22 protein-coding genes are annotated in these 22,289 nt (G+C 73.0%); 4 read left to right on the top strand and 18 right to left on the bottom strand.

Features of this window, described 5'->3' with window-relative positions; genetic code table 11:
- The first annotated feature begins 443 nt into the window (after positions 1-443).
- A complete protein-coding gene (locus ACFV1J_RS22210) occupies positions 444-1,673 on the top strand; it encodes a methyltransferase domain-containing protein (RefSeq protein ID WP_385860604.1) in 1,230 nt (409 codons plus the stop codon).
- 7 nt (positions 1,674-1,680) lie between these two features.
- On the opposite strand, the gene ACFV1J_RS22205 is transcribed toward ACFV1J_RS22210, so the two are convergent.
- The 4 genes from ACFV1J_RS22205 to tsaB all read right to left on the bottom strand — a co-directional run bounded on the left by ACFV1J_RS22205 (position 1,681) and on the right by tsaB (position 4,641).
- Positions 1,681-2,046 (bottom strand): hypothetical protein, encoded by a 366-nt coding sequence (locus tag ACFV1J_RS22205; RefSeq protein WP_385860603.1) that lies wholly within the window; start codon positions 2,044-2,046, stop codon positions 1,681-1,683.
- 203 nt (positions 2,047-2,249) lie between these two features.
- Entirely contained in the window at positions 2,250-3,422 is a 1,173-nt protein-coding gene (tsaD, locus tag ACFV1J_RS22200; protein ID WP_385860602.1) for a tRNA (adenosine(37)-N6)-threonylcarbamoyltransferase complex transferase subunit TsaD, read from the bottom strand.
- A gap of 5 nt (positions 3,423-3,427) precedes the next feature.
- Positions 3,428-3,901 (bottom strand): ribosomal protein S18-alanine N-acetyltransferase, encoded by a 474-nt coding sequence (gene rimI, locus ACFV1J_RS22195; protein ID WP_385860610.1) that lies wholly within the window; start codon positions 3,899-3,901, stop codon positions 3,428-3,430.
- 80 nt (positions 3,902-3,981) lie between these two features.
- Entirely contained in the window at positions 3,982-4,641 is a 660-nt protein-coding gene (gene tsaB, locus ACFV1J_RS22190) for a tRNA (adenosine(37)-N6)-threonylcarbamoyltransferase complex dimerization subunit type 1 TsaB (protein WP_385860601.1), read from the bottom strand.
- Between the two features lie 88 nt (positions 4,642-4,729).
- On the opposite strand from tsaB, the gene ACFV1J_RS22185 reads away from it, so the two are divergent.
- Positions 4,730-5,296 (top strand): hypothetical protein, encoded by a 567-nt coding sequence (locus ACFV1J_RS22185; protein ID WP_385860600.1) that lies wholly within the window; start codon positions 4,730-4,732, stop codon positions 5,294-5,296.
- Between the two features lie 83 nt (positions 5,297-5,379).
- Here ACFV1J_RS22185 and ACFV1J_RS22180 read toward each other — a convergent pair whose 3' ends face one another.
- The 9 genes from ACFV1J_RS22180 to ACFV1J_RS22140 all read right to left on the bottom strand — a co-directional run bounded on the left by ACFV1J_RS22180 (position 5,380) and on the right by ACFV1J_RS22140 (position 14,539).
- Positions 5,380-5,640 carry a hypothetical protein gene (locus ACFV1J_RS22180; protein WP_385860599.1) on the bottom strand — a complete coding sequence of 87 codons (261 nt, stop codon included), beginning with the start codon at positions 5,638-5,640 and terminating at the stop codon, positions 5,380-5,382.
- Positions 5,641-5,894: 254 nt separating this feature from the next.
- Positions 5,895-6,428 carry a tRNA (adenosine(37)-N6)-threonylcarbamoyltransferase complex ATPase subunit type 1 TsaE gene (gene tsaE, locus ACFV1J_RS22175; protein ID WP_385860598.1) on the bottom strand — a complete coding sequence of 178 codons (534 nt, stop codon included), beginning with the start codon at positions 6,426-6,428 and terminating at the stop codon, positions 5,895-5,897.
- Positions 6,429-6,534: 106 nt separating this feature from the next.
- Positions 6,535-7,872 (bottom strand): alpha/beta fold hydrolase, encoded by a 1,338-nt coding sequence (locus ACFV1J_RS22170; protein ID WP_385860597.1) that lies wholly within the window; start codon positions 7,870-7,872, stop codon positions 6,535-6,537.
- On the bottom strand, positions 7,869-9,233 hold the full coding sequence (gene alr, locus ACFV1J_RS22165; RefSeq protein ID WP_385860596.1) for an alanine racemase: 1,365 nt from the start codon (positions 9,231-9,233) through the stop codon (positions 7,869-7,871). Before alr ends, ACFV1J_RS22170 begins: the two co-directional genes overlap by 4 nt.
- Positions 9,234-9,292: 59 nt before the next feature.
- Positions 9,293-10,165: a L,D-transpeptidase family protein gene (locus ACFV1J_RS22160; RefSeq protein ID WP_385860595.1), complete on the bottom strand. Its 873-nt coding sequence runs from the start codon at positions 10,163-10,165 to the stop codon at positions 9,293-9,295.
- Between the two features lie 431 nt (positions 10,166-10,596).
- Positions 10,597-12,021 carry an NAD(P)H-hydrate dehydratase gene (locus ACFV1J_RS22155; protein WP_385860594.1) on the bottom strand — a complete coding sequence of 475 codons (1,425 nt, stop codon included), beginning with the start codon at positions 12,019-12,021 and terminating at the stop codon, positions 10,597-10,599.
- Positions 12,022-12,031: 10 nt separating this feature from the next.
- Entirely contained in the window at positions 12,032-12,400 is a 369-nt protein-coding gene (locus ACFV1J_RS22150) for a holo-ACP synthase (protein WP_385860593.1), read from the bottom strand.
- Entirely contained in the window at positions 12,397-14,244 is a 1,848-nt protein-coding gene (gene glmS / locus ACFV1J_RS22145; protein ID WP_385860592.1) for a glutamine--fructose-6-phosphate transaminase (isomerizing), read from the bottom strand. The genes ACFV1J_RS22150 and glmS overlap by 4 nt, the downstream gene beginning before the upstream one ends.
- A 25-nt stretch (positions 14,245-14,269) precedes the next feature.
- Complete coding sequence (locus ACFV1J_RS22140) at positions 14,270-14,539, bottom strand: hypothetical protein (protein ID WP_385860591.1); 270 nt, start codon at positions 14,537-14,539, stop codon at positions 14,270-14,272.
- A gap of 167 nt (positions 14,540-14,706) precedes the next feature.
- On the opposite strand from ACFV1J_RS22140, the gene coaA reads away from it, so the two are divergent.
- Positions 14,707-15,696: a type I pantothenate kinase gene (coaA, locus tag ACFV1J_RS22135; RefSeq protein ID WP_385860590.1), complete on the top strand. Its 990-nt coding sequence runs from the start codon at positions 14,707-14,709 to the stop codon at positions 15,694-15,696.
- A 181-nt stretch (positions 15,697-15,877) separates the two neighbouring features.
- Here coaA and glmM read toward each other — a convergent pair whose 3' ends face one another.
- From glmM to ACFV1J_RS22115, 4 genes are all read right to left on the bottom strand, one after another.
- Positions 15,878-17,236, bottom strand: coding sequence for a phosphoglucosamine mutase (glmM, locus tag ACFV1J_RS22130; protein WP_385860589.1), 1,359 nt, complete (start codon positions 17,234-17,236; stop codon positions 15,878-15,880).
- A 160-nt stretch (positions 17,237-17,396) separates the two neighbouring features.
- Positions 17,397-17,900 carry a 30S ribosomal protein S9 gene (rpsI, locus tag ACFV1J_RS22125; protein ID WP_265362232.1) on the bottom strand — a complete coding sequence of 168 codons (504 nt, stop codon included), beginning with the start codon at positions 17,898-17,900 and terminating at the stop codon, positions 17,397-17,399.
- Between the two features lie 44 nt (positions 17,901-17,944).
- On the bottom strand, positions 17,945-18,388 hold the full coding sequence (gene rplM / locus ACFV1J_RS22120; RefSeq protein WP_385860588.1) for a 50S ribosomal protein L13: 444 nt from the start codon (positions 18,386-18,388) through the stop codon (positions 17,945-17,947).
- 306 nt (positions 18,389-18,694) lie between these two features.
- Positions 18,695-20,323 carry an ABC-F family ATP-binding cassette domain-containing protein gene (locus ACFV1J_RS22115; RefSeq protein ID WP_385860587.1) on the bottom strand — a complete coding sequence of 543 codons (1,629 nt, stop codon included), beginning with the start codon at positions 20,321-20,323 and terminating at the stop codon, positions 18,695-18,697.
- A gap of 55 nt (positions 20,324-20,378) precedes the next feature.
- Between ACFV1J_RS22115 and ACFV1J_RS22110 the strand changes: the two genes are divergently transcribed.
- Complete coding sequence (locus ACFV1J_RS22110) at positions 20,379-21,254, top strand: hypothetical protein (RefSeq protein WP_385860586.1); 876 nt, start codon at positions 20,379-20,381, stop codon at positions 21,252-21,254.
- Between the two features lie 75 nt (positions 21,255-21,329).
- Here ACFV1J_RS22110 and truA read toward each other — a convergent pair whose 3' ends face one another.
- Positions 21,330-22,187, bottom strand: a complete 858-nt coding sequence (truA, locus tag ACFV1J_RS22105; RefSeq protein WP_385860585.1) for a tRNA pseudouridine(38-40) synthase TruA — start codon at positions 22,185-22,187, stop codon at positions 21,330-21,332.
- Positions 22,188-22,289: the final 102 nt, after the last annotated feature.

The following is a 22,289-nucleotide window of genomic DNA, read 5'->3' as shown; positions in this document are numbered from 1 at the left end:
GGGGTTTTTGTGGGGCGGGGTTAGGGACCCCCGGGGAATTTTCCTGGCAGTGCTTCGCTTTACGTCCACGAACAAGGCCCCTCCGGCCCGTCCCCTCCCGTTGGGGGGAAGTTAAGGGCGGTGGGGGTGGGCGTCGGAGGTCCCTTAGGGCGGGGGCGAACAGATCCCGTAAGGGATACGGGCACCCCTTGCGGGCCTCAACTCGGCGCGCCGGGGCGGTATTCCCGACACCGGGCGTCGCGAGACACCGCACGACGCAAGTCACCGCCGAACGACAACGCCCGCCCCCACCGGCCTCTCCCCCCACCAACGGGAGGGGCTGGGCCGGAGGACGAAGTCTGGAGGGCCGGCACCGCACCCAAAAACACCACGCCCGCCGCCAGGCGCAACGGCGAACAACCCCAACGGCGGGACAGCCGAGTACGTGGGGCGACAATGACTCCGTGAACGACCTCGACACCTTCGTCGCCCTCCTCGGCCCGGAAGGGCAAGCACTGCTTCAGGAGCTGCGGGACCACGACCCCGCCGACGAGCTGGCGGCAGCCACCCGGTTGCGGCGTACGCATGCCGCGGCCCTGGTTTCCGCCGCGCTCACCCAGGCGCGGCTCCGGCAGCGGGCGGTGGCGAAGTTCGGGGACGATGCGCAGCGGATGTACTTCACGCCGAACGGGGTCGAGCAGTCCACCCGCGCCGCGGTCGCCGCGCACCGCGCGGCGCGGCTGGCCGGGCTCGGGGTGCGGACGGTGGCCGATCTGTGCTGCGGGATCGGCGGTGACGCGCTGGCCCTGGCGCGGGCCGGGATCCGGGTGCTGGCGGTCGACCGGGACCCGCTGGCCTGCGCGGCGGCGCGGGCGAACGCCGAGGCGCTGGGGGTCGCGGAGCTGATCGAGGTGCGCTGCGCGGACGTGACGGAGGTGGACACCGCCGGGTACGACGCGGTGTTCGTCGACCCGGCGCGCCGCACCAAGACGCGCGGGGGCCGGATCTTCGATCCCGAGGCGTACTCGCCGCCGCTGTCGTGGGCCGTCGAGGCGGCCCGTACCGCCCCGATCGCGGCCCTGAAGATCGCTCCCGGCGTACCGCACGAGGCACTGCCCGAGGACGCCGAGACGGAGTGGATCTCGTACGGGGGCGAGGTGAAGGAGGCGGTGGTGTGGTTCGCCCGGCCCGGCGGGAGCGAAGGGCCGGTGCCCGGCGGGAGCGAGGGGCCGGTGGCCGGTGGGCGTCGGGCCACGCTGTTGCCCGGTGGGGACTCGTTGCTCGGTGCGGGGTTGCCGGACCCGGAGGCGGGGCCGGTGGGCCGCTACCTGTACGAGCCGGACGGCGCCGTCATCCGCGCCCACCTCGTCGCGGAGGTCGCCGCAGCTCTCGACGGGCGCCTGATCGACCCGACGATCGCGTACGTCACCGCCGACGCGCTGCGCCCGACCCCCTTCGCCACCGCCTATGCGATCACCGACGTGCTGCCGTTCCACGTCAAGCGGCTCAAGGCGCTGCTGCGGGAGCGGGGGGTCGGCATCGCGGTGATCAAGAAGCGGGGTTCCGCGGTGGAGCCGGAGGAGCTGCGCAAGAAGCTGAAGCTGGGCGGCGGCGGCAATTCCTGCACGATCTTCCTCACCCGGGTCGCGGGGGCGCCGACGATGCTGCTGGGGCAGCCGGCGGACGAGGCCTGACGGGTCGTCAGGCCAGGTCGGTGAGGTCCTCGGCGTAGATCTGGGAGAGCGGCTGCGGGCCGACGTACTGCTGGCAGGTGCACTGCCCGGCCTCGTACTGGACCGGCTTGTGGTCGGCGTCCCAGGCGACCGGGATCTCCACCCGCTCATGACACTTGCCCTTTTTGTCATGCTTCGCGAGGTGGTGGGTACAGCCGCACACCGGCTCCGGCGGCTTCTGGGCGGCCTCCAGCGCCTGCCGTTCCTGGCGGACGGATTCCAGCCGCTCCATCTTGCGCTCGTGGCGGGTGCGCAGCGCCGTACGGGCGGTGTCCGCGACCTTCGCGAAGCCGCCCGCCATGAAGAAGATGAACACCCACCAGAACCAGTCCACAGCCTGCCGCCTCCCCACGCGCCCGGTGCTGCACCAGGGTAAGACCTCGCGCCAGCCGTGGGGTCCGGGGAGGCGGCGGTTGTCACCGATCCTCAGATGTCGGCGGTCCGGAGGCAGACATTCCGGACCGACGCCCTGTCACGGGTGGAGCGTACGGGTGGAGAGGACGAGCAGGGATGACGAGCAGGGATGACAGGAAGCGATTACTGGTAGAGGTTCTGCTTGCTCAGCTCGTGGACGTGATCGTGGCTGTGGTCGTGGCCGTGGCTGTGGCCGTGGCCATGATCATGGTCGTGACCGTGGTGGCCGTCGTCCTCGGGCGTCTGTGCCGGGACGTGCGGTTCGGTGACCGGGAGCGAGGAGTCCGCGGACAGGTCCCAGGCGGAGGCCGCGCGGCCGCGCGCCACCATCTCGGCGCCGAGGGCCGCGACCATCGCACCGTTGTCGGTGCACAGCTTGGGCCGCGGCACCCGCAGCGTGATCCCGGCGTCCTCACAGCGGCGCTCGGCCATCGCCCGCAGCCGGGAGTTGGCCGCGACGCCGCCGCCGATCATCAGGTGCTCGACGCCGTTGTCCTTGCAGGCGCGTACGGCCTTACGGGTCAGCACGTCCACCACGGCCTCCTGGAAGGACGCCGAGACGTCCGCCACCGGCACCTCCTCGCCGGCCGCCCGCTTGGCCTCGATCCAGCGGGCCACCGCCGTCTTCAGGCCGGAGAAGGAGAAGTCGTAGGCGGGGTCGCGGGGGCCGGTCAGCCCGCGCGGGAAGCGGATCGCGTCCGGGTCGCCCTCGCGGGCATAGCGGTCGATGACCGGGCCGCCCGGGAAGCCGAGGTTCAGCACCCGGGCGATCTTGTCGAACGCCTCGCCGGCCGCGTCGTCGATGGTCGAACCCAGCGGGCGCACATCGGAGGTGATGTCCGGGGCCAGCAGCAGCGAGGAGTGGCCGCCGGAGACCAGCAGGGCCATCGTCGGCTCCGGCAGCGGGCCGTGTTCGAGCTGGTCGACGCAGATGTGCGAGGCGAGGTGGTTGACCCCGTAGAGCGGCTTGCCGAGCGCGTAGGCGTACGCCTTGGCGGCCGAGACGCCGACCAGCAGGGCGCCGGCCAGGCCCGGACCCGCGGTGACCGCGATGCCGTCCAGGTCGCTCGCCGCGACCCCGGCCTCCTTCAGGGCGCGCTGGATGGTGGGGACCATCGCCTCCAGATGGGCGCGGGAGGCCACCTCCGGCACCACGCCGCCGAAGCGGGCGTGTTCGTCGACGCTGGAGGCGACCGCGTCGGCGAGGAGGGTGTGGCCGCGGACGATGCCGACACCGGTCTCGTCGCAGGAGGTCTCGATGCCGAGGACGAGCGGTCCGCCGCGTGAGTCAGCCATGGTTGTCAGGTTCCTTGTACGGAGGGTGCTTCGGAGGAGGTCTGGGTGGTGCGGCGCATCACCAGGGCGTCGATGTTGCCGGGCTGGTAGTAGCCGCGCCGGAATCCGATCGGCTCGAAGCCGAAGCGTTCGTAGAGGCGCTGGGCGCGGAGGTTGTCGACGCGCACCTCCAGCAGCACCTCGTGGCATTCGAAGTCCGTTGCGGCGCCGAGGAGTTCGGTCAGCAGCCGGGCGCCGAGGCCGGTGCCCCACTGGTCGCGGTCGGCGGCGATGGTCTGGATGTCGCCGGTGCCGTCGACGGCGGCCAGTCCGGCGTAGCCGACCAGCCGGCCCGCGAGTTCGGCGACCACGTAGCGGCGGGTGGCCCGCGGGCCGCGGGCGTGCGCCAGCTCGGACCAGAACATGCCGCGCGACCAGGCGTCCTCGGGGAACAGCCGGCGCTCCAGCTCCAGCACCGGGGCTATGTCCCACCAGCGCATCTCGCGCAGTTCGGCGGGTTGAGGGGTGCCGCCGCGCAGCGGTGCCGTTGAGGGGCCGTGGTCGGGCGACGGGCGGGCGCTCACTTCGGTGTGACCACCTTGTAGTTGGCGGGCACCTGGGCGTCCGGGCGGCGCAGGTACAGCGGCCGCGGCGGCAGCAGTTCCTCGCCCGCGGCCAGCTTGGCGGCGGCCAGTTCGGCGAGCGCGCCGGCGGACTGGTGCTCGGGGGCGTCGCGCCGTACGCCGGTGAAGACGGAGTCGTAGAGCAGCGCGCCCGCGCCCACGGCCGGGACGCCGGCCACCTGGTCGGCGATGTCGGCGGGACGGTCCACGGCGGGCTCGGTCAGGCGCGTACGGGAGTCTTCGTAGCGGGCCCAGTAGACCTCTTTGCGGCGGGCGTCGGTGGCCACGACGAACGGCTCGGTCAGGCCGGAGGCGTGGGCCAGGCCGTCGAGCGTGCACAGGCCGTGGACGGGGACGTCGAGCGCCGCGCCGAACGTGGCGGCGGTCACCAGGCCGACCCGCAGACCGGTGTACGGCCCGGGGCCCACCCCGGCCACGATGGCGCTGACCTCGTCGAGCTTGCGGCCGGCCTCGGCCAGCACCCGGTCGACGGCGGGCAGCAACAGCTCGCCGTGCCGGCGCGCGTCCACCTGGCGGGACTCGGCGAGGACCCGCTCTCCGTCGTGGAGCGCGACGGTGACGGCGGGGGTGGCGGTGTCAAGAGCTAGCAGCAGCACCTCTCAAGACTACGGCGCGGCCGGTGGTGCCCGTCGCGGTGCTACCGTCGGCCCGTGGTCCAGGCCCGTACGGAAAGGTGGCACAGCGGTGCCCGCTAAGAGCAGCACGATCGTCACCGCGCTGACCACGGCCGCCGTGGTCGTGGTCGGGGTGCTCGGCTACCAGGCCGCGGCCTCCGCCCCGGACTCGCTCGCCCCGGCCCGTAAGGGTCAGCACGGCAGCGCCAAGGGCCACGAGGACGGCTCCGGCAAGAAGCACCGGGCGCCTGCTCCGGCACCGGTCCCGGCGGCGTCCGGCACCGGCAAGCGCGTGGTGTACTCGCTCGCCGCCAAGCGGGTCTGGCTGGTCGGCGCGAACGGCAAGGCGCTGCGGACGTACCAGGTCGCGCCCAGCACGGTGAGCCCGCCGGCCGGCACGTACGCGGTGACCTCGCGGTCGGTGAGCATCACCGGCTCGGACGGGGTCGCGATCGAGCACGTGGTGCTGTTCGGCGGCGTCGGCGGCGTTCCGATCGGCTTCAGCGCGGCCGTCGACGGCTCCAAGCCCGACCCCGCCGCCAAGAAGAAGACCGGCGGCATCCGGGAGTCCCGGGCCGACGGCAAGGCGATGTGGGATTTCGCACTCCACGGCACCAAGGTCGTGGTGGTGTCCTAGGGGTCTTCCCTAGGAACAGGAAGACGCCCTTGGGGGCGGCCCGGCACCTGCGGCCGCGCCGGGGTTTTCTTAGCCCGTACGGACTACGCCGCGGAGCGGCCGGGAGTGGACGCCGGGGTGTCCTCGTCGTCCGCCGGTGACTCGTCCGCGGCGCCCGCGGGCCGTTCCGCCGGCCGGCCCTTACGGGATTCCGGGCGTTCCTTCCGGGATTCCTCGGAGGCGTCGGGGGGTGTGGAAACGGCGTTGGCCGCGGCGCACGCCGCCAGCAGTTCGGTCATCGTCGGCGTCTCGCGCGCATCGTGCTGGTGGGCCGGCATGGACGCCTCCCGGGGCTCCTGGGGCAAGCGACAGAAGCTAGACCCGCCTCCGAGCTCGGCGAGCTCGTTACTTAGGCTGACCTAACTGGGGTCACATCCCATGTGACCACGCGCGGCACCGGCTACGCAACATCTTACCGACGGCTTGTCGGAAACTACGGGACCCACGGCCGGATCTCCGCCCGCCCACGGGGCACACCGACCCGGTCGGGGCAGCCGGGTTGCCAGCCGGACGGTCGGCCCGACGGTCGGCCGGACGGTCGGCCGAGTCGTCGATCGGGTCAGATCCCCAGGTCGGCCAGGCCGGCGCCCGCCCAGCGCGGGCCGAAACCGCTGACCGTCACCTCGCGGACGTCGTCCACGTCGTCCTCCGGGTGCCCGTCGACGCCGCCCGGGGCGTCAGCGCCCACGGCCCGCCCGATGACCACATGCAGCCGGTCCTCGGAGAGCTCCTCGACCTTGCCCTCGCCCCACTCGACGACCACCACCGACTGCGGCAGCGAGACGTCCAGGTCCAGGTCCTCCATCTCGTCCAACCCGCCGCCGAGCCGGTAGGCGTCGACGTGCACCAGCGCGGGGCCGCCGGTCAGGGACGGGTGCACCCGGGCGATGACGAACGTGGGCGAGGTCACGGCGCCGCGTACGCCCAGGCCCTCGCCCAGCCCACGGGTCAGCGTGGTCTTGCCGGCGCCCAGCTCACCGGTGAGCAGCACCAGGTCGCCGGGGCGCAGCAGCGGGGCCAGTCTGCGGCCCAACTCCTGCATCTGATCGGGGGACTTGACGGTGACATGCGCAACAGGGGCGGTGGTGCTCATGCCGCAAATGGTACGGCCTGCCCCTGCCCCCGCCGCCAACCCTGATCGACACCGCCACGCGCCGGCAGACCGCGCCCCGCCCGACCGCCACCCTTGACCGGGGCCCTCACGCCCGTGCGTGCCCCGAGCTGCGGGCCGCCGCGGTCGCGCGTTCCACCAGGGCCACCAGATGCTCGTTGACCAGCTCGGGCCGCTCCAGCATCACCAGGTGGCCGGCGCCGGGCACGCACACCAGCCCCGCGTCCGGCAGCACCTCCGCGATCGTGCGGCTGTGGTCGGCGGGGGTGATCAGGTCGTTCTCGCCGGCGAGCACCAGCGCGGGCACCGCGTCGTACGCCACCAGCGCCTCGGTCTTGTCGTGCACCGCGAACGCCGGGAAGAACTCGGCGACCACATCGATCGGCGTGCCCTCGATCAGCCGCTCACCGAACCGCGCGATGCCCGGATCCACGTCCTCCGGAGTGCCGAACGAATACCGCTTGACCAGCCCGGCGAACAGATCGGCGGTGGCCCGCCGGCCGCGTTCGACCAGGTCGGGCTGCCAGCCCAGCGCCTTGAGCACGTTCGGCGCGAGCCAGTGGAACGCCTTCATGCCCATCGACGGCAGCCCGTAGGTGACCTCGCTGAGCCGGCCCGCGGACGTGCCGATCAGGGCCACGCCGATCACCCGCTCCGCGACGTACTCGGGGAACTGGTCGGCCAGCGCCATCACCGTCATCCCGCCCATCGAGTGCCCGACCAGCACGATCGGCCCCTCCGGCACCGCCGCGTCCAGCACCGCCTTCAGATCCCGGCCGAGCAGGTCGATGGTGACGTTCTCGGTGCCCTCGATCTGGCCGTGGCCGCGTGCCGAGCGGCCGTGGCTGCGCTGGTCCCAGTGGACGGTGCGCACGCTGCCGCGCAGCGCGGCCCGCTGGAAGTGCCAGGAGTCCTGGTTCAGGCAGTAACCGTGGCTGAAGACGACCGTCGGGGCGGCCGACGGGCGACGGCCCAGCGCCGCCGTCAGCCGCTTGCGCAGCCCGCCCTGGGCCTCCTGGGCGGCACGGGCCTGCTTGCCGCGGACCGGCCTCGCCGAGGGGTCGTTGCGGCCGTGTTTGCCGCCCCGGCGGTCGCCCTTCTCCAGGCGGGCGGGCTCCATACCCACCTCGTCGACCTCGAAGTACAGCTCCGTGCCGTCCTCGGCGATCGCCGCTCCGGGCGTACCGCGCAGCGTGCCGTACGGGCCGGCCGCGTCCAGGGCGAGCCGGGCCCGGCGGCGCATCCCGCGGCCGACCGTCAGCCGCTCTATGGCCACGCCGGCCGCCGCCCCGGCCGCGACCACGCCGATCGCGGCACCGGCGATGCCCGCGTGGCGGCCCGCCTTGGCCCAGTTGTTCGCGGCCTCGGCCGCCACCTCGGCGGCCGTCTCGACCGCCTGCGCGGCGCCTTCAGTGCCGTCGGTCATGCCGTACCCCCCGTGAGCGCGGTGTCTCCATCGGCCGTTCCGGCTGTCGCGGTGGTGGTCGGGACGGTCGCTTCGGTGTTGGTTGCGGTGTGCGTTGCGGTGCTTGTTGCGGTCTTCGGTGCGGTGTGGGTGCGGATCTCTGTTCCGGCTTCCGTTCCGGTCTCTTCGTGCTCTGCCTCTGGTGCCTCTTCTTCCCCGTCTGCCCCGACCACCCGGCCGTTTATGTCACTGTCCACGTAGACGCGCGGGACGCGGCTTCCGATCCGGGTGACGATTTCGTACCCGATGGTTCCGGCCGCCCGGCCCCAGTCCTCCGCGGTCGGTTCGCCGCGGTCGCCGGGGCCGAAGAGCACCGCGAGATCGCCCTCCTCGGCGCTGTCGCCGCCGAGGTCGACGACGAACTGGTCCATCGCGACCCGCCCGGCGATGGTCCGCCACTTCCCGGCGACCAGTACCGGGCCGGTGCCGGAGGCGTGCCGCGGGATGCCGTCGGCGTAACCGAGCGGGACCAGCGCGAGCGTCGTCTCGCCGGGGGTGATGTAGCGGTGCCCGTACGAGACGCCGTGGCCGCCCGGCACCCGCTTGACCGAGGCCAGCGCGGCCTCCAGGGTCATCGCGGGCCGCAGCCCGAAGTCCTCGGGGGCGCCGAGTTCGGGGCTGGGCGAGACTCCGTAGATGCCGATACCGGCACGGACCAGGTCGAAGTGGGCTTCGGGGAGGGTGAGCGTCGCCGGGGTGTTGGCGATGTGCCGCACCTCGGGACGCAGCCCGGCCGACTCCGCCGTCCGCAGCGCCTGGTGGAAGACGTCGAGCTGGGCGGCGATCGAGGGGTGGCCGGGCTCGTCGGCGCAGGCGAAGTGCGACCAGACGCCGGTGACCCGCAGCGCGCCGGTGACCTCGGCGGCGCGGGCCGCGGCGGTCAGCTCCGGCCAGTCGGCGGGCTGGCAGCCACTGCGGCCGAGCCCGGTGTCGATCTTGAGCTGGACCCGGGCGGTACGGCCGGCCGCCCGCGCCGCGTCGGTCACCTCGCGCAGCGCCCACAGGCCGCTCACCGAGACATCGATGTCCTGCTCCACCGCTCGCCGCCAGGGCCCACCCGGCGTCCACAGCCAGCACATCAGCCGCCCGGTGTCTCCGGCCGCGCGCAGGGCGAACGCCTCCTCGGGGAGCGCGGTGCCCAGCCAGGCCGCGCCGGCCGCCCGGGCCGCCCGGGCACACGGCACCGCGCCGTGTCCGTAGCCGTCGGACTTGACCACGGCCATCAGCTCTGCCCCGGGGGCGCGGTCCCGCAGGGCACGGACGTTCGCCCGCACGGCGGCGAGGTCGACGACGGCACGGGCGCGCTTCGCTGTCTCGTTCATCCCCCTCAGTGTCGCAGGCGATCGCGCGGCGCCCCGGGGGACCGGCACGGAAACCGTGCTCACCCGCTGGGTTTCCGCCCCCAGACGTACACGAGGTCGCCCTTCTTGAGCACGTACCAGAGGTTGCGCGCGTCCGACCAGGTCAGATTGATGCACCCGTGCGAGCCGGGCCCCTCGTAGATGTCGTCCTCGACGCCGTGGAACGCCTCCCCGCGGTCGAAGAACTGTGCGAACGGCATCGGCGTGTGGTACAGGTTCGAAACGTGGAACCTGCGCCGCAGATAGATCCGGTACGTCCCGGTTCGGGTCTCCATCGTCGGCTGGCCGGAACGGATCGGCACCACATCGAAGACCACCCGTCCGGCCTGCTGCACCCACATCAACTGCCGGTCCAGGTCGACACACGCGGTGCGCTCCGCGCGGACCGGGCAATGACCGGCCCGGTTGGGGTCCTTGCCGGCCCGTAGCAGCCGCACCACGGCGCCGGTGACCGGCCCCGCGTAACCGGTCGCCGGGGCGATCCGGTGCGCCCGCTGGAACCGCCGGATCGCCCGGCAGTCCCCCGTGCTCTGCCGCCCGTCCGGCTTCCGCCGCAGATAGCGCTCGGCCTGCCGCTGGAACGGCCCGGCGGAGCGGGTGCAGCGCGCCGCCCCGCCGCCCCGCCCCGCGTCGGACCGGGGAACGTACTCGATGTGCACCTGCCGCCCCCCGGGCGCCGGCCGTTGCGGACCGCGCGGGATCCCGGGGACGAGATCGTGGGCCGCGGGCCGGGCGGGGATCGTGTACCCGGCGGACGGTGCGTACCGGGCGGGGGTCGCGGACCGAGCGGGAAGCGCGTACCGAGCGGCTGACGGGGCGACGGCCACCGCGGGCGGCCCGGCGAGCGGGAACAGCGAGGCGCCGGCCAGCAGCGCCACAAGCGTGCGTTTCATGCCCTCACGCATGCCGTGGCCGGACCGCCCTCCCGCCCACCGGGCCACGAGGTTCGCCCTGCTGCCCGCGGCATTCCCTCGCGGGGCGTAACGGGGGCGGCGAGGGCGGGACGCGGGGACGGGACGCGGGGACGGGCGGCCGGGGCGTCCTCCGGCGGCTCGGCCGGGGTGCGGCGGGATGGGCGGCCGGGGTGGGTGGCGGGGCGTAACGCGGGGCGGGGGTGGGGGGCTTGGGCCCTGGGGGTGGGGGCTGGACGGGGGCGGCTTGGGCCCTGGAGGGCGGGCGGTGTGGGCCCTGGGGGGGCGGGCGGTGTGGCCCCTAGGGGGCGGGCGAACAGATCCCGTAAGGGTGACGAGCGCCCCCTGCTGGGGCCACAACGCTGCGGCGCGGCAAGGTATTCCCGATGTCGGCCCCCGCGGCAGGAGATCTGTCAGCCCGTCACATCCCGCCAGGACGCACCCAGATGGTCCGCGACCTCCGTGGCCAGGATGGGGGCGCCCTCGGGGCCGGCCGCCCGGCGGGCCGCCAGGCCGTGGAGGTACGCGCCGACGGACGCCGCGTCGCGGGCCGGCAGGCCGGCGGCGAGGAGCGAGCCGGTGACCCCCGACAGGACGTCTCCGCTGCCGGCCGTGGCCAGCCAGCCGGTGCCCGTGGGGTTCACCCGCACCGGGCCGCTCTCCTGCGCGACCAGCGTGGTCGAGCCCTTCAGCAGCACCGTCGCGGCATAGCGCGCCGCCAGCTCCCGTACGGACGCGAGCCGTTCCGCCTCGACCTCGTCACGGGCCCGGCCCAGCAGCGCCGCCGCCTCGCCGGCGTGCGGCGTCAGCAGCGTCTCGGCGGTGCGTGCCCGGACCCGTTCCGGCGTCAGGAAGCGCAGCCCGTCGGCGTCCACCAGGATCGGCACGTCGGCGGCCAGCACGTCCTCCAGGGCGTCCGATTCGTCACCGATGCCGGGGCCGATCACCCAGGACTGCACCCGGCCGGCCCGGTGCGGCGGCCCGGCGTGCACCAGCGTCTCGGGGAAGCGGGCCAGCACCGCGTCCGCGGCCGGCCCGACGTACCGGACGGCCCCCGCGCCGCCGCGCAGCGCACCGGCCACCGCCAGCACCGCCGCCCCCGGATAGCGCGCCGACCCGGCGACCACGCCGACCACACCCCGCCGGTACTTGTCGCTCTCCGCCGCCGGGCGCGGCAGCAGTTCCGCCACGTCCGCGTGCTGCAGCGCCTCGAACTCGGCCTCCTCGGGCAGCGTCAGGCCGATGTCCACCAGCCGCAGCGCCCCCGCCCGCTCCCGGGCCGGATCGATCAGCAGACCCGGCTTGTACGCTCCGAACGTCACCGTCGCATCGGCCCGTACCGCCTCGCCGGGCACCTCGCCGCTGTCCGCGTCCACCCCGCTGGGCAGATCGACCGCCACGACGGGCGCCGACTCCCAGGCGGCGCGGGCGAGTTCGGCGGCGTCCGGCCGGAGTCCGCCGCGGCCGCCGATGCCCACGATCCCGTCCACGACCAGATCGCACCGGGCGAGGTCCCGCAGCGCGTCGTCCGACACCCGGCCGCCGGCCGCCCGCAGCGCGCCGAGACCGCCCCGGTGGACCCGGTCCGGCGAGAGCAGCACGGCCAGCACACCGGCGCCGCGCCGGGCCAGCCGGGCCCCGGCGTACAGCGCGTCCCCGCCGTTGTCGCCGCTGCCCACCAGCAGCACGACCCGGCTCCCGTAGACCCGGCCCAGCAACTCCCGGCAGGCGGCGGCCAGTCCGGCCGCCGCCCGCTGCATCAGGGCCCCTTCCGGCAGACGGGCCATCAGTTCCCGCTCGGCGGCCCGCACGGTCGACACGCTGTAGGCAGTCCTCATGGCCCCAGTGTCACCCCTCGGCGATCACCACGGCCGAAGCGACCCCCGCGTCATGGCTCAGCGAGAGGTGCCACGACCGCACACCCAGCCGGGCCGCGCAGGCCTCGACCGTGCCGCGCACCCGCAGCCGCGGCTGCCCGCTCTCCTCGACGTACACCTCGGCGTCGGTCCAGTGCAGCCCGCCCGGTGCGCCCAGCGCCTTGGCCACCGCCTCCTTCGCGGCGAACCGGGCCGCGAGCGACGCCGTGCCGCGCCGCTCCCCGCTCGGCAGCAGCAGTTCCGACGCGACGAACAGCCGGCCGGCCAGCTCGGGCGTGCGGTCCAGGGCCGCGGCGAACCGGTCGATCTCGGCGACGTCGATCCCCACCCCGATGATCACTCCACCGTCACCGACTTGGCGAGGTTGCGCGGCTGGTCGACCTCGTTGCCGCGGGCGGTGGCCAGTTCGCAGGCGAAGACCTGCAGCGGGACGGTGGACACCAGCGGCTGCAGCAGCACCGGCGTGTGCGGAATGCGTACGAGGTGGTCGGCGTAGGGCACCACGGCCTCGTCGCCCTCCTCGGCGATCACGATCGTGCGGGCGCCGCGGGCCCGGATCTCCTGGATGTTGGAGACGATCTTGTCGTGCAGCACGGACCGGCCGCGCGGCGACGGCACCACGACGACGACCGGCAGATCGTCCTCGATCAGCGCGATCGGGCCGTGCTTGAGCTCACCGGCGGCGAACCCCTCGGCGTGCATGTACGCCAGCTCCTTGAGCTTGAGCGCGCCCTCCAGCGCCACCGGGTAGCCCACGTGCCGGCCGAGGAACAGCACGGTGTTCTTGTCGGCGAGGCTGCGGGCCAGTTCCCGTACCGGCTCCATCGTGCCGAGCACCTGCTCGACCTGCGTGCCGATGGCGGCCAGTTCGCGCACCACCGCCCGGATCTCGTCGCCCCACTTCGTGCCCCGTACCTGCGCGACGTACAGCGCGACCAGGTAGCAGGCGACCAGCTGGGTCAAGAACGCCTTCGTGGACGCCACCGCGACCTCGGGACCGGCGTGCGTGTACAGCACCGCGTCCGACTCCCGGGGGATCGTCGAGCCGTTGGTGTTGCAGATGGCCAGCACCTTCGCGCCCTGTTCGCGGGCGTGCCGGAGGGCCATCAGGGTGTCCATGGTCTCGCCGGACTGGCTGATCGCGATCACCAGCGTGCGCCGGTCCAGGATCGGGTCGCGGTAGCGGAACTCGCTGGCCAGCTCGGTCTCGCAGGGGATCCGGGTCCAGTGCTCGATCGCGTACTTGGCGATCATGCCGGCGTGGTACGCCGTCCCGCACGCGACGATGACGACCTTGTCGACCTCGCGCAGCACCTCCGGCGGGATCCGCACCTCGTCCAGGGACAGCACCCCCGAACCGTCGATCCGGCCCAGCAGGGTGTCCGCGACGGCCTTGGGCTGCTCGGCGATCTCCTTGAGCATGAAGTAGTCGTAGCCGCCCTTCTCGGCGGCCGAGGCGTCCCAGTCGACGTGGTACGCGCGGACGTCCGCCGGCGCCCCGTCGAAGTCGGTGACCGTCACGCCCTCCCGGCGGGCCTCGACGACCTGGTCCTGGCCCAGCTCGATCGCCTCGCGGGTGTGCGCGATGAACGCCGCGACGTCCGAGGCGAGGAACGCCTCGCCCTCGCCGACGCCCACCACCAGCGGGGAGTTGCGGCGCGCGCCGACGACCACGTCGGGCTCGTCGGCGTGCACCGCGACCAGCGTGAACGCGCCCTCCAGACGCCGGCACACCTGCCGCATCGCCTCGGCCAGCTCACCGCACGAGGAGTAGCACTCGGCGAGCAGATGGGCCACGACCTCGGTGTCCGTCTCGGACGTCAAGGTGTGGCCGCGTTCGGTGAGTTCGGTGCGCAGCGCGGCGAAGTTCTCGATGATGCCGTTGTGCACCACCGAGACCCGTCCGGCGTTGTCCAGGTGCGGGTGGGCGTTCTCGTCGGTGGGCCCGCCGTGGGTGGCCCACCGGGTGTGCCCGATGGCGGTGGAGCCGGCCGGCAGCGGACGGTCCGCCAGCTCCTTCTCCAGGTTGGCGAGTTTGCCGGCCTTCTTGGCCGCGGCCAGTCCGCCGTCGGCCAGCACGGCGACACCCGCCGAGTCGTAGCCGCGGTACTCCAGCCGCCTCAGCCCGGCCAGGACGATGTCCAGGGCGCTCTGCCCGCCCACGTATCCCACGATTCCGCACATGGGGGCAGCCTACGACGCGGCCCGCTCAATACCCGCGCGCTATCCGGTGGTGCGCCTCCCGCACCGTCTCCAGGAACTCCTCGTCGGCCTCCACGTCCGCACCGGGCCCGTTGGCCGGCTCGTACCGTTCCAGGAAGTCGGCGAGGTCCTCGCCCAGGTCCTCGTCGGGGAGTTCCTCGGCGAGTTCGGCGTGCACCCGGGCGACGAAGAGATCCGTCGCGGTGCCGTCCGGTCCGTTCTTCCTGCGCCGGTACCGCAGTCCCGGCAGTGCTGGCTTGCGCGTGCGCACAGCCACCCCCTGTGTCTTCTTCGCGGCCCGGATTGCGGGCCGCCCCCGCGCCGACCGTACCGGGCGATTTCCGTCCGGTACAGAGCCGCAGGTGGCGAAGGCCACATGCCGGCCCGGGGTGGCGTGTGACACCCCGGCATGAACGGCGTGTGACAGCTGCGCACAATGGGCGCGTGGCCCTGACGACCGATCCGCCCGCGCGCCGCCGCGCCGACAGCTCCCCCTACGTCGATCTGACGCGCGCCCAGTGGAGCGCCCTTCGGGAGAAGACCCCGCTGCCGCTGACCGCCGAAGAGGTGGAGCGGCTGCGCGGCCTGGGCGACGTCATCGACCTGGACGAGGTCCGCGACGTCTACCTCCCGCTGTCCCGGCTGCTCAACCTCTACGTCGGTGCGACCAGCAATCTGCGCGGCGCCCTGAACACCTTCCTGGGCGACGCCGGCGACGGCCACGGCTCGCAGCCCGGCACCCCGTTCGTCATAGGGGTCGCCGGCAGCGTCGCGGTCGGCAAGTCGACCACCGCCCGGCTGCTGCAGGCGCTGCTCGCCCGCTGGCCGGAGCACCCGCGCGTCGAACTGGTCACCACCGACGGGTTCCTGTTCCCCAACGCCGAGCTGCACCGGCGCGGTCTGATGTCCCGCAAGGGCTTCCCGGAGTCCTACGACCGCCGTGCGCTGACCCGTTTCGTCGCGGATGTGAAGTCCGGCAGGGCGGAGGTCACCGCCCCGGTCTACTCGCACCTGATCTACGACATCGTGCCCGGCGAGCGGCTCACCGTGCACCGCCCCGACATCCTCATCGTCGAGGGGCTCAACGTCCTGCAGCCCGCGCTGCCCGGCAAGGACGGGCGCACCCGCCTCGGCCTGGCCGACTTCTTCGACTTCTCCGTGTACGTGGACGCCCGCACCGAGGACATCGAGCAGTGGTACCTCGGCCGGTTCCGCAAGCTGCGCGAGACCGCCTTCCAGAACCCGTTCTCGTACTTCCGCAAGTACACCCAGGTCTCCGAGGAGGAGGCCCTGGACTACGCCCGCCTGATGTGGCGCACCATCAACCGGCCCAATCTGCAGCAGAACGTGGCCCCCACCCGCGGCCGGGCCAGTCTGGTGCTGCGCAAGGGGCCGGACCACAAGGTGCAGCGGCTGTCGCTGCGCAAGCTGTAGGGGCCGGGCCGTCCGGGCCGGCGCGGGCCCGGCACGACACGGGCCCGGCACGACACGGGCCCGGCACGACACGGGCCCGGCACGACACGGGCCCGGCACGACACGGGCCCCGCCCGGGCCTGCCGCGCCACTTTCGACGCGTCCGGCGGGCGGGGCCCGAGGGCTCATCCCGTCAAGTCGGCTATCCCAGCGCGGACTTGACCACGTCCGCGAGCCGGCCGGCCACCGCCCGCGCCTGCTCCTCGTCCGCGGCCTCCACCATCACCCGGACCAGCGGCTCGGTCCCGGACGGCCGCAGCAGCACCCGCCCGGTGGTGCCCAGCTCCCGCTCGGCCTCGGCGACCGCCTGGGTCAGCTCGGGCGAGGTGGCCACCCGCGACCTGTCGACGTCGGGGACGTTGACCAGGACCTGCGGCAGCCGCTCCATGACGCGCGCCAGCTCCCCGAGCGGACGGCCGGTCGCCGCGACCCGGGCCGCCAGCATCAGCCCGGTCAGCGTGCCGTCGCCGGTGGTGGCGTGGTCCAGCACGATGACGTGCCCGGACTGCTCGCCGCCCAGCGCGAAGCCGTGCGCCTTCATCTCCTCCAGGACGTACCGGTCGCCGACCGCGGTCTGTACGAGGTCGATGCCCTCGCGCTCCATGGCCAGCTTGAAGCCCAGGTTGGACATGACGGTGGCGACCACGGTGTTCTTCCGCAGCGCACCGGCCTCCCGCATGCCGAGCGCCAGGACGGACAGGATCTGGTCCCCGTCGACCTCGTTGCCCTCGCGGTCCACGGCCAGGCAGCGGTCGGCGTCCCCGTCGTGGGCGACACCGAGGTCGGCGCCGTGCTCGACGACGGCCGCGCGCAGCTGCCCGAGGTGGGTGGAGCCGCAGCCGTCGTTGATGTTCAGGCCGTCGGGGTCGGTACCGAGGGTGATGACCTCGGCGCCGGCCCGGGCGAACGCCTCGGGCGAGACCCGCGCCGCCGCGCCGTGCGCACCGTCGATGACGACCTTCAGCCCGTCCAGGCGGTTCGGCAGGACGCCGACCAGGTGCGCGACGTAATTGTCGAAGCCCTCGTCGTAGACGGTGACCCGGCCCACGCCGCCGCCGGTCGGCCGCTCCCACGGCTCGCCGGAGCTGTGCGCGCGGTAGGTCTCCTCGATCCGGTCCTCCAGCTCGTCGGCGAGCTTGTGGCCGCCGCGGGCGAAGAACTTGATGCCGTTGTCGGGCATCGGGTTGTGGCTGGCGGAGAGCATCACGCCCAGGTCCGCGCCCAGCGAGCCGGTCAGGTACGCCACCGCCGGGGTCGGCAGCACGCCCACCCGCAGCACGTCCACCCCGGCGCTGGCCAGCCCGGCCACCACCGCCGCCTCCAGGAACTCCCCCGACGCCCGCGGATCCCGCCCGACCACGGCCACCGGCCGGTGACCCTCGAATGTGCCCGCTTCCGCAAGCACATGCGCCGCAGCGACCGACAGACCGAGCGCCAGCTCCGCCGTCAGGTCCGCATTGGCGACGCCGCGCACACCGTCCGTGCCGAAGAGTCGTCCCACTGGTGTCCTCCGAGTTTCTGAGCTTGGACCAGAGCGTCACGTCCAGGTATACGCCCCTGGACGGGGATCTACGCCGCCCGGTCCCGGATAGCCGAACGCCCCGGCAGCACGGGAAGTGCCACCGGGGCGTACGCCACGAGCTGCATGCTGCAGCGCGCGATTAGCGCTTGCTGTACTGCGGCGCCTTGCGGGCCTTCTTCAGACCGGCCTTCTTGCGCTCGACCGCACGGTCGTCACGCTTGAGGAACCCGGCCTTCTTCAGCGCGGGGCGGTTGTTCTCGATGTCCGCCTCGTTCAGCGCACGGGCCACGCCCAGGCGCAGCGCACCGGCCTGGCCGGAGATGCCGCCGCCGGAGATGCGGGCGATGACGTCGTAGCGGTTGTCGAGCTCGAGCACCTTGAAGGGCTCGTTGACTTCCTGCTGGTGCACCTTGTTCGGGAAGTAGCCCTCAAGGGTGCGGCCGTTGATCTTCCACTGGCCGGAGCCCGGAACGATCCGGACGCGGGCGATGGCGTTCTTGCGACGGCCCAGGCCGGCGGCCGGCTGCGGGTCGCCGAAGCGGGACGCGAGGGACTCGGAGGTGTACTCCGACTCCACGACCTCGGTCTCGGTGGTGTACTCCTCGACCTCGTCCAGCGGGGTCTCGGGGGTGGTCTCAGCCACGATGCTCCTTAAGAATTCTCTGTCGTCTTAGGGGGTGGCCGGACTTACTGCGCGACCTGGGTGATCTCGAACGGCACCGGCTGCTGCGCAGCGTGCGGGTGCTCGGCGCCCGCGTAGACCTTCAGCTTCGAGAGCATCTGACGGCCGAGGGTGTTCTTGGGGAGCATGCCCTTGATGGCCTTCTCGACGGCCTTCTCGGGGTTCTTGGCGAGCAGCTCGTCGTAACGGACGGAGCGCAGACCACCCGGGAAACCGGAGTGACGGTAGGCCAGCTTCTGGGTCTTCTTGTTGCCGGACAGGTGCACCTTGTCGGCGTTGATGATGATGACGAAGTCACCGGTGTCAACGTGGGGTGCATACACCGGCTTGTGCTTACCCCGCAGGAGGGACGCGGCCTGGCTGGCCAGACGGCCCAGGACAACGTCCTGCGCGTCAATGATGTGCCACTGGCGCTGGACATCGCCGGGCTTGGGGCTGAACGTACGCACGGTCGTAGCCTTCGCTTCTTCAGTGATGGGACCCCCGGGCCGTGAGGACTCGGGGGTGGGTCCTGTACTGGTCACCACGATCGATCACGCAGCATGGCGGCACTACGGGTGACGCAACCCGGTCGTCCGCCTCTGGTGATCGGTCCGGTGGACCGGCGTAAGGGCCCCTCACGTGAGATAGAGCAAGCCAATACGCATAACGAACCAGCAGAATACCGGGCCGTCCCCAGCGCGGTCAAAACGCCCCCCGAACCACCTTCCCAAGCCCCCTCCCCCACCCCTCTCTCCCGCCCCTACCGCTTCCCCCTACCGCTCCCGCTCCACCCTCCGCTCGTCCCACACCGGCTCCCCCGTCTCCCGCACCACACCGTCCGACCCGAACACCAGGAACCGGTCGAAGGAACGGGCGAACCAGCGATCATGCGTGACCGCCACCACCGTCCCCTCGTACGCCTCCAGACCCTCCTGGAGCGCCTCGGCGGACTCCAGATCCAGGTTGTCGGTCGGCTCGTCCAGGAGCAGGGCCGTGGTGCCCGACAGCTCCAGGAGGAGGATCTGGAAGCGGGCCTGCTGGCCGCCGGAGAGGCGGTCGAAGGGCTGCTCGGCCTGCTTCTCCAGCTCGTAGCGGCGCAGGGCCGACATCGCCCGGCCCTTGTCCTTGGCGTGTTCGGTCCAGAGGATGTCGAGGAGGGTGCGGCCCAGCAGTTCGGGGTGGGCGTGGGTCTGGGCGAAGTGGCCGGGGACGACGCGGGCACCCAGTTTCCAGGTGCCGGTGTGGGCCACCGGATCGTCGGTGGCTCCGGCCAGCAGGCGCAGGAAGTGCGACTTGCCGGAGCCGTTGGAGCCCAGCACCGCGACCCGCTCGCCGTAGAAGATCTCCAGCGAGAACGGCTTCATCAGGCCGGTCAGCTCCAGGTCCTCGCAGGTCACCGCCCGGACGCCGGTGCGGCCGCCGCGCAGCCGCATCGTGATGTCCTGCTCCCGCGGGGGCTCCGGCGGCGGCCCGGCCTCCTCGAACTTCCGCAGCCGGGTCTGCGCCGCCGCATAGCGCGAGGCCATCTCATGGCTCACCGCGGCCGCCTGCCGCAAGGTGACCACCAGCTTCTTCAGCTGGGCGTGCTTCTCGTCCCAGCGCCGCCGCAGCTCCTCGAAGCGGGCGAACCGTTCCCGGCGCGCCTCGTGGTACGTACCGAAGCCGCCGCCGTGCACCCAGACGTCCGAGCCCGCCGGGCCCGGCTCGACGCTGATGATCTTCTCGGCGGCGCGGGCGAGGAGTTCGCGGTCGTGGGAGACGAAGAGGACCGTCTTGCGGGTCGCCCGCAGCTGCTCCTCCAGCCAGCGCTTGCCCGGCACGTCCAGATAGTTGTCCGGCTCGTCCAGCAGCAGCACCTCGTCCGTGCCGCGCAGCAGCGACTCCAGCACCAGCCGCTTCTGCTCACCGCCGCTGAGCGTGCGCACCTGACGCCACTGCGCCTTCTCGTACGGGACGCCGAGCGCGGCCGTGGTGCACATGTCCCAGACCGTCTCGGCCTCGTAGCCGCGCGCCTCGGCCCAGTCGCTCAGCGCCTGCGCGTACGCCATCTGCGCGGCCTCGTCGTCCTCGGTCATGAGCGCCAGCTCCGCGGCGTCCACCGCCTCGGCCGCCTCCCGGATCCGCGGCCGGGCCACCGACACCAGCAGGTCCCGCACCGTACGGTCGTCCCGCACCGAGCCGACGAACTGCGGCATCACGCCCAGCCCGCCGCTGACCGTCACCGATCCGCCGTGCGGCGCCAGCTCCCCGGCGAGCAGCCGCAGCAGCGTCGTCTTGCCCGCGCCGTTCGCCCCCACCAGCGCGACCGTCGCGCCCTCCGCCACCCGGAAGGACACGTCCCCCAGCAGGACCCGCCCGTCCGGCAGGTAGTACTCCAGGTGTCCGGCCTCCAGATGTCCCATGGCGGGATTGTGACCGGCCTATAAGCGTTCCACCAACCGCATTAGGATGCGCGCCATGAGTTTTGGGCAAGGCGGGCCGTTCGACGGCCCCGGGGGATCTTTCTCGTCCACGCCGGACTGGGACGCGCTCGCCGCGGAGAGCGAGGCGCAGTCCCGCCGCAAACGGTGGATGTGGATCGGCGGCGGCGCGTTGGCGACCGTCGCGGTGGCCGGCATCGTCGCCGCGGCCGTGATGACCGGCGGCAGCGACTCCCCCGGCGGCAGCCCGACCGCCGCCCCCGCCTCGTCCGGCCAGGCCGCGGCCCCGGACGACAAGCCGTCCTTCCCGGACGTCTCGGTACCGCCGCCGCCCAACCCGCAGGACTACATCTCCGACCCCAAGAAGGACACCGCGCCGCTCACCCCGGCCACGCTCTTCCCGCAGAAGACCATGGTCATCGGCGAGCACAGCTACCCGCGCACCAGCACCGCCTCGACCAAGGACTGCACCGCCGCCGCCCAGGGCCCGCTGGTCTCCTCGCTGTCCCACAACGGCTGCCGGCAGCTGCTGCGCGCCACCTACGCCAAGGGCGGCGTGGCGGTCACCATCGGCATCGCGGTCTTCGACTCGCCCGCCAAGGCCAGCAAGGTCATGAACGAGAACCGGACCAACCTCATGCCGCTGCCCGGCGGAGGCGTCCCCTCGGACTTCTGCCAGGGCCACAAGTGCCGGATGGCCACCAACGCCACCGGCCGCTACGCCTACTTCACGATCGCCGGGTACCTCAACGGCAAGGACGTCGTCACCTCGGAGACCAAGGCCAGGCAGATCGCCCGGGACGGCGGCTCGTACGCGTTCGCCCAGATCACCCAGCGCGGCAAGGACCAGGCCGCCAAGGCCGCCGAGCGCCAGCTGAAGGAAGCCCAGAAGAAGGCCGGCCGGTCCTCCTGACCTGACCCGGCCCGTATGCCGGCCGCCGGCTCCCCGGCGGCCGGCTCCCCGGTGCGCGACTCCCCGGCGGGTGGCTCAGCAGCAGCCGCCCGCCGGCAGCGCCCGCTTGTTCCGGGCCTCCTTGTTGCGGGCCGCCAGCAGCCCGTCCGCCGGATACCCGACCTCTTCGAGCGTCAACCCGTGCGGCCGGACCACATGCACGGCCGAGTCCCGTATGCCGGCCGCGAGCACCTTCCCGGGCCAGTCCGGCGGCCGGTGCCCGTCGCCCACGAACAGCAGCGCCCCGATCAGCGAACGCACCATGTTGTGGCAGAAGGCGTCGGCCCGCACCGTGGCCGTGATGATCCCGTCCTCGCCCCGTACCAGGCTCAGCTCCTGGAGCGTGCGGATGGTCGTCGCGCCCTCGCGCTTCTTGCAGTACGCCGCGAAGTCGTGCTCCCCGAGCAGCCGCCGGGCCGCCTCGTTCATGGCGTCCACGTCGAGCGGCCAGTCGTGCCACAGGACGTGCCCGCGCAGCAGCGGGTCGACGCCGCCGGGGTGGTCGGTGACGCGGTAGGCGTAGCGCCGCCAGATCGCCGAGAAACGCGCGTTGAAGCCCTCCGGGGCCTCGCCGAGGCGCCAGATCCGTACGTCCTTGGGCAGCCGCCCGGCGAGCCGCTTCAGCAGCTTCTCCCGGTGCTCCGCCCACAGCTCCGCCGGCAGGTCGACGTGCGCCACCTGGCCCCGCGCGTGCACCCCGGCGTCCGTCCGCCCGGCCACCGTCAGCTCGTACGTGGTGTCCCCCGACCGCGTCACGGTGCGCAGGGCGTCCTCGATCTCGGACTGCACGGTGCGCCGGCCGCCGGCCTGCTTGGCCCAGCCGTGGAAGGCGGAGCCGTCGTACGACAGGTCGAGGCGGACCCGGACGTGTCCGGGCTGTACTTCGTCACTCACGGGGAGATCCTCTCGGGGCAGATCCCTCGGGTCGGGCAGATCCCTCGGGAAAGACGCGAAAGCGGGCCCGCCCTCTCGGACGGACCCGCTCACACGAGGTCA

Origin of the sequence: Streptomyces sp. NPDC059649 (assembly GCF_042734445.1) — a bacterium.
GTDB lineage: Bacteria > Actinomycetota > Actinomycetes > Streptomycetales > Streptomycetaceae > Streptomyces.
This window is presented reverse-complemented; position numbering and strand designations above follow the sequence as displayed.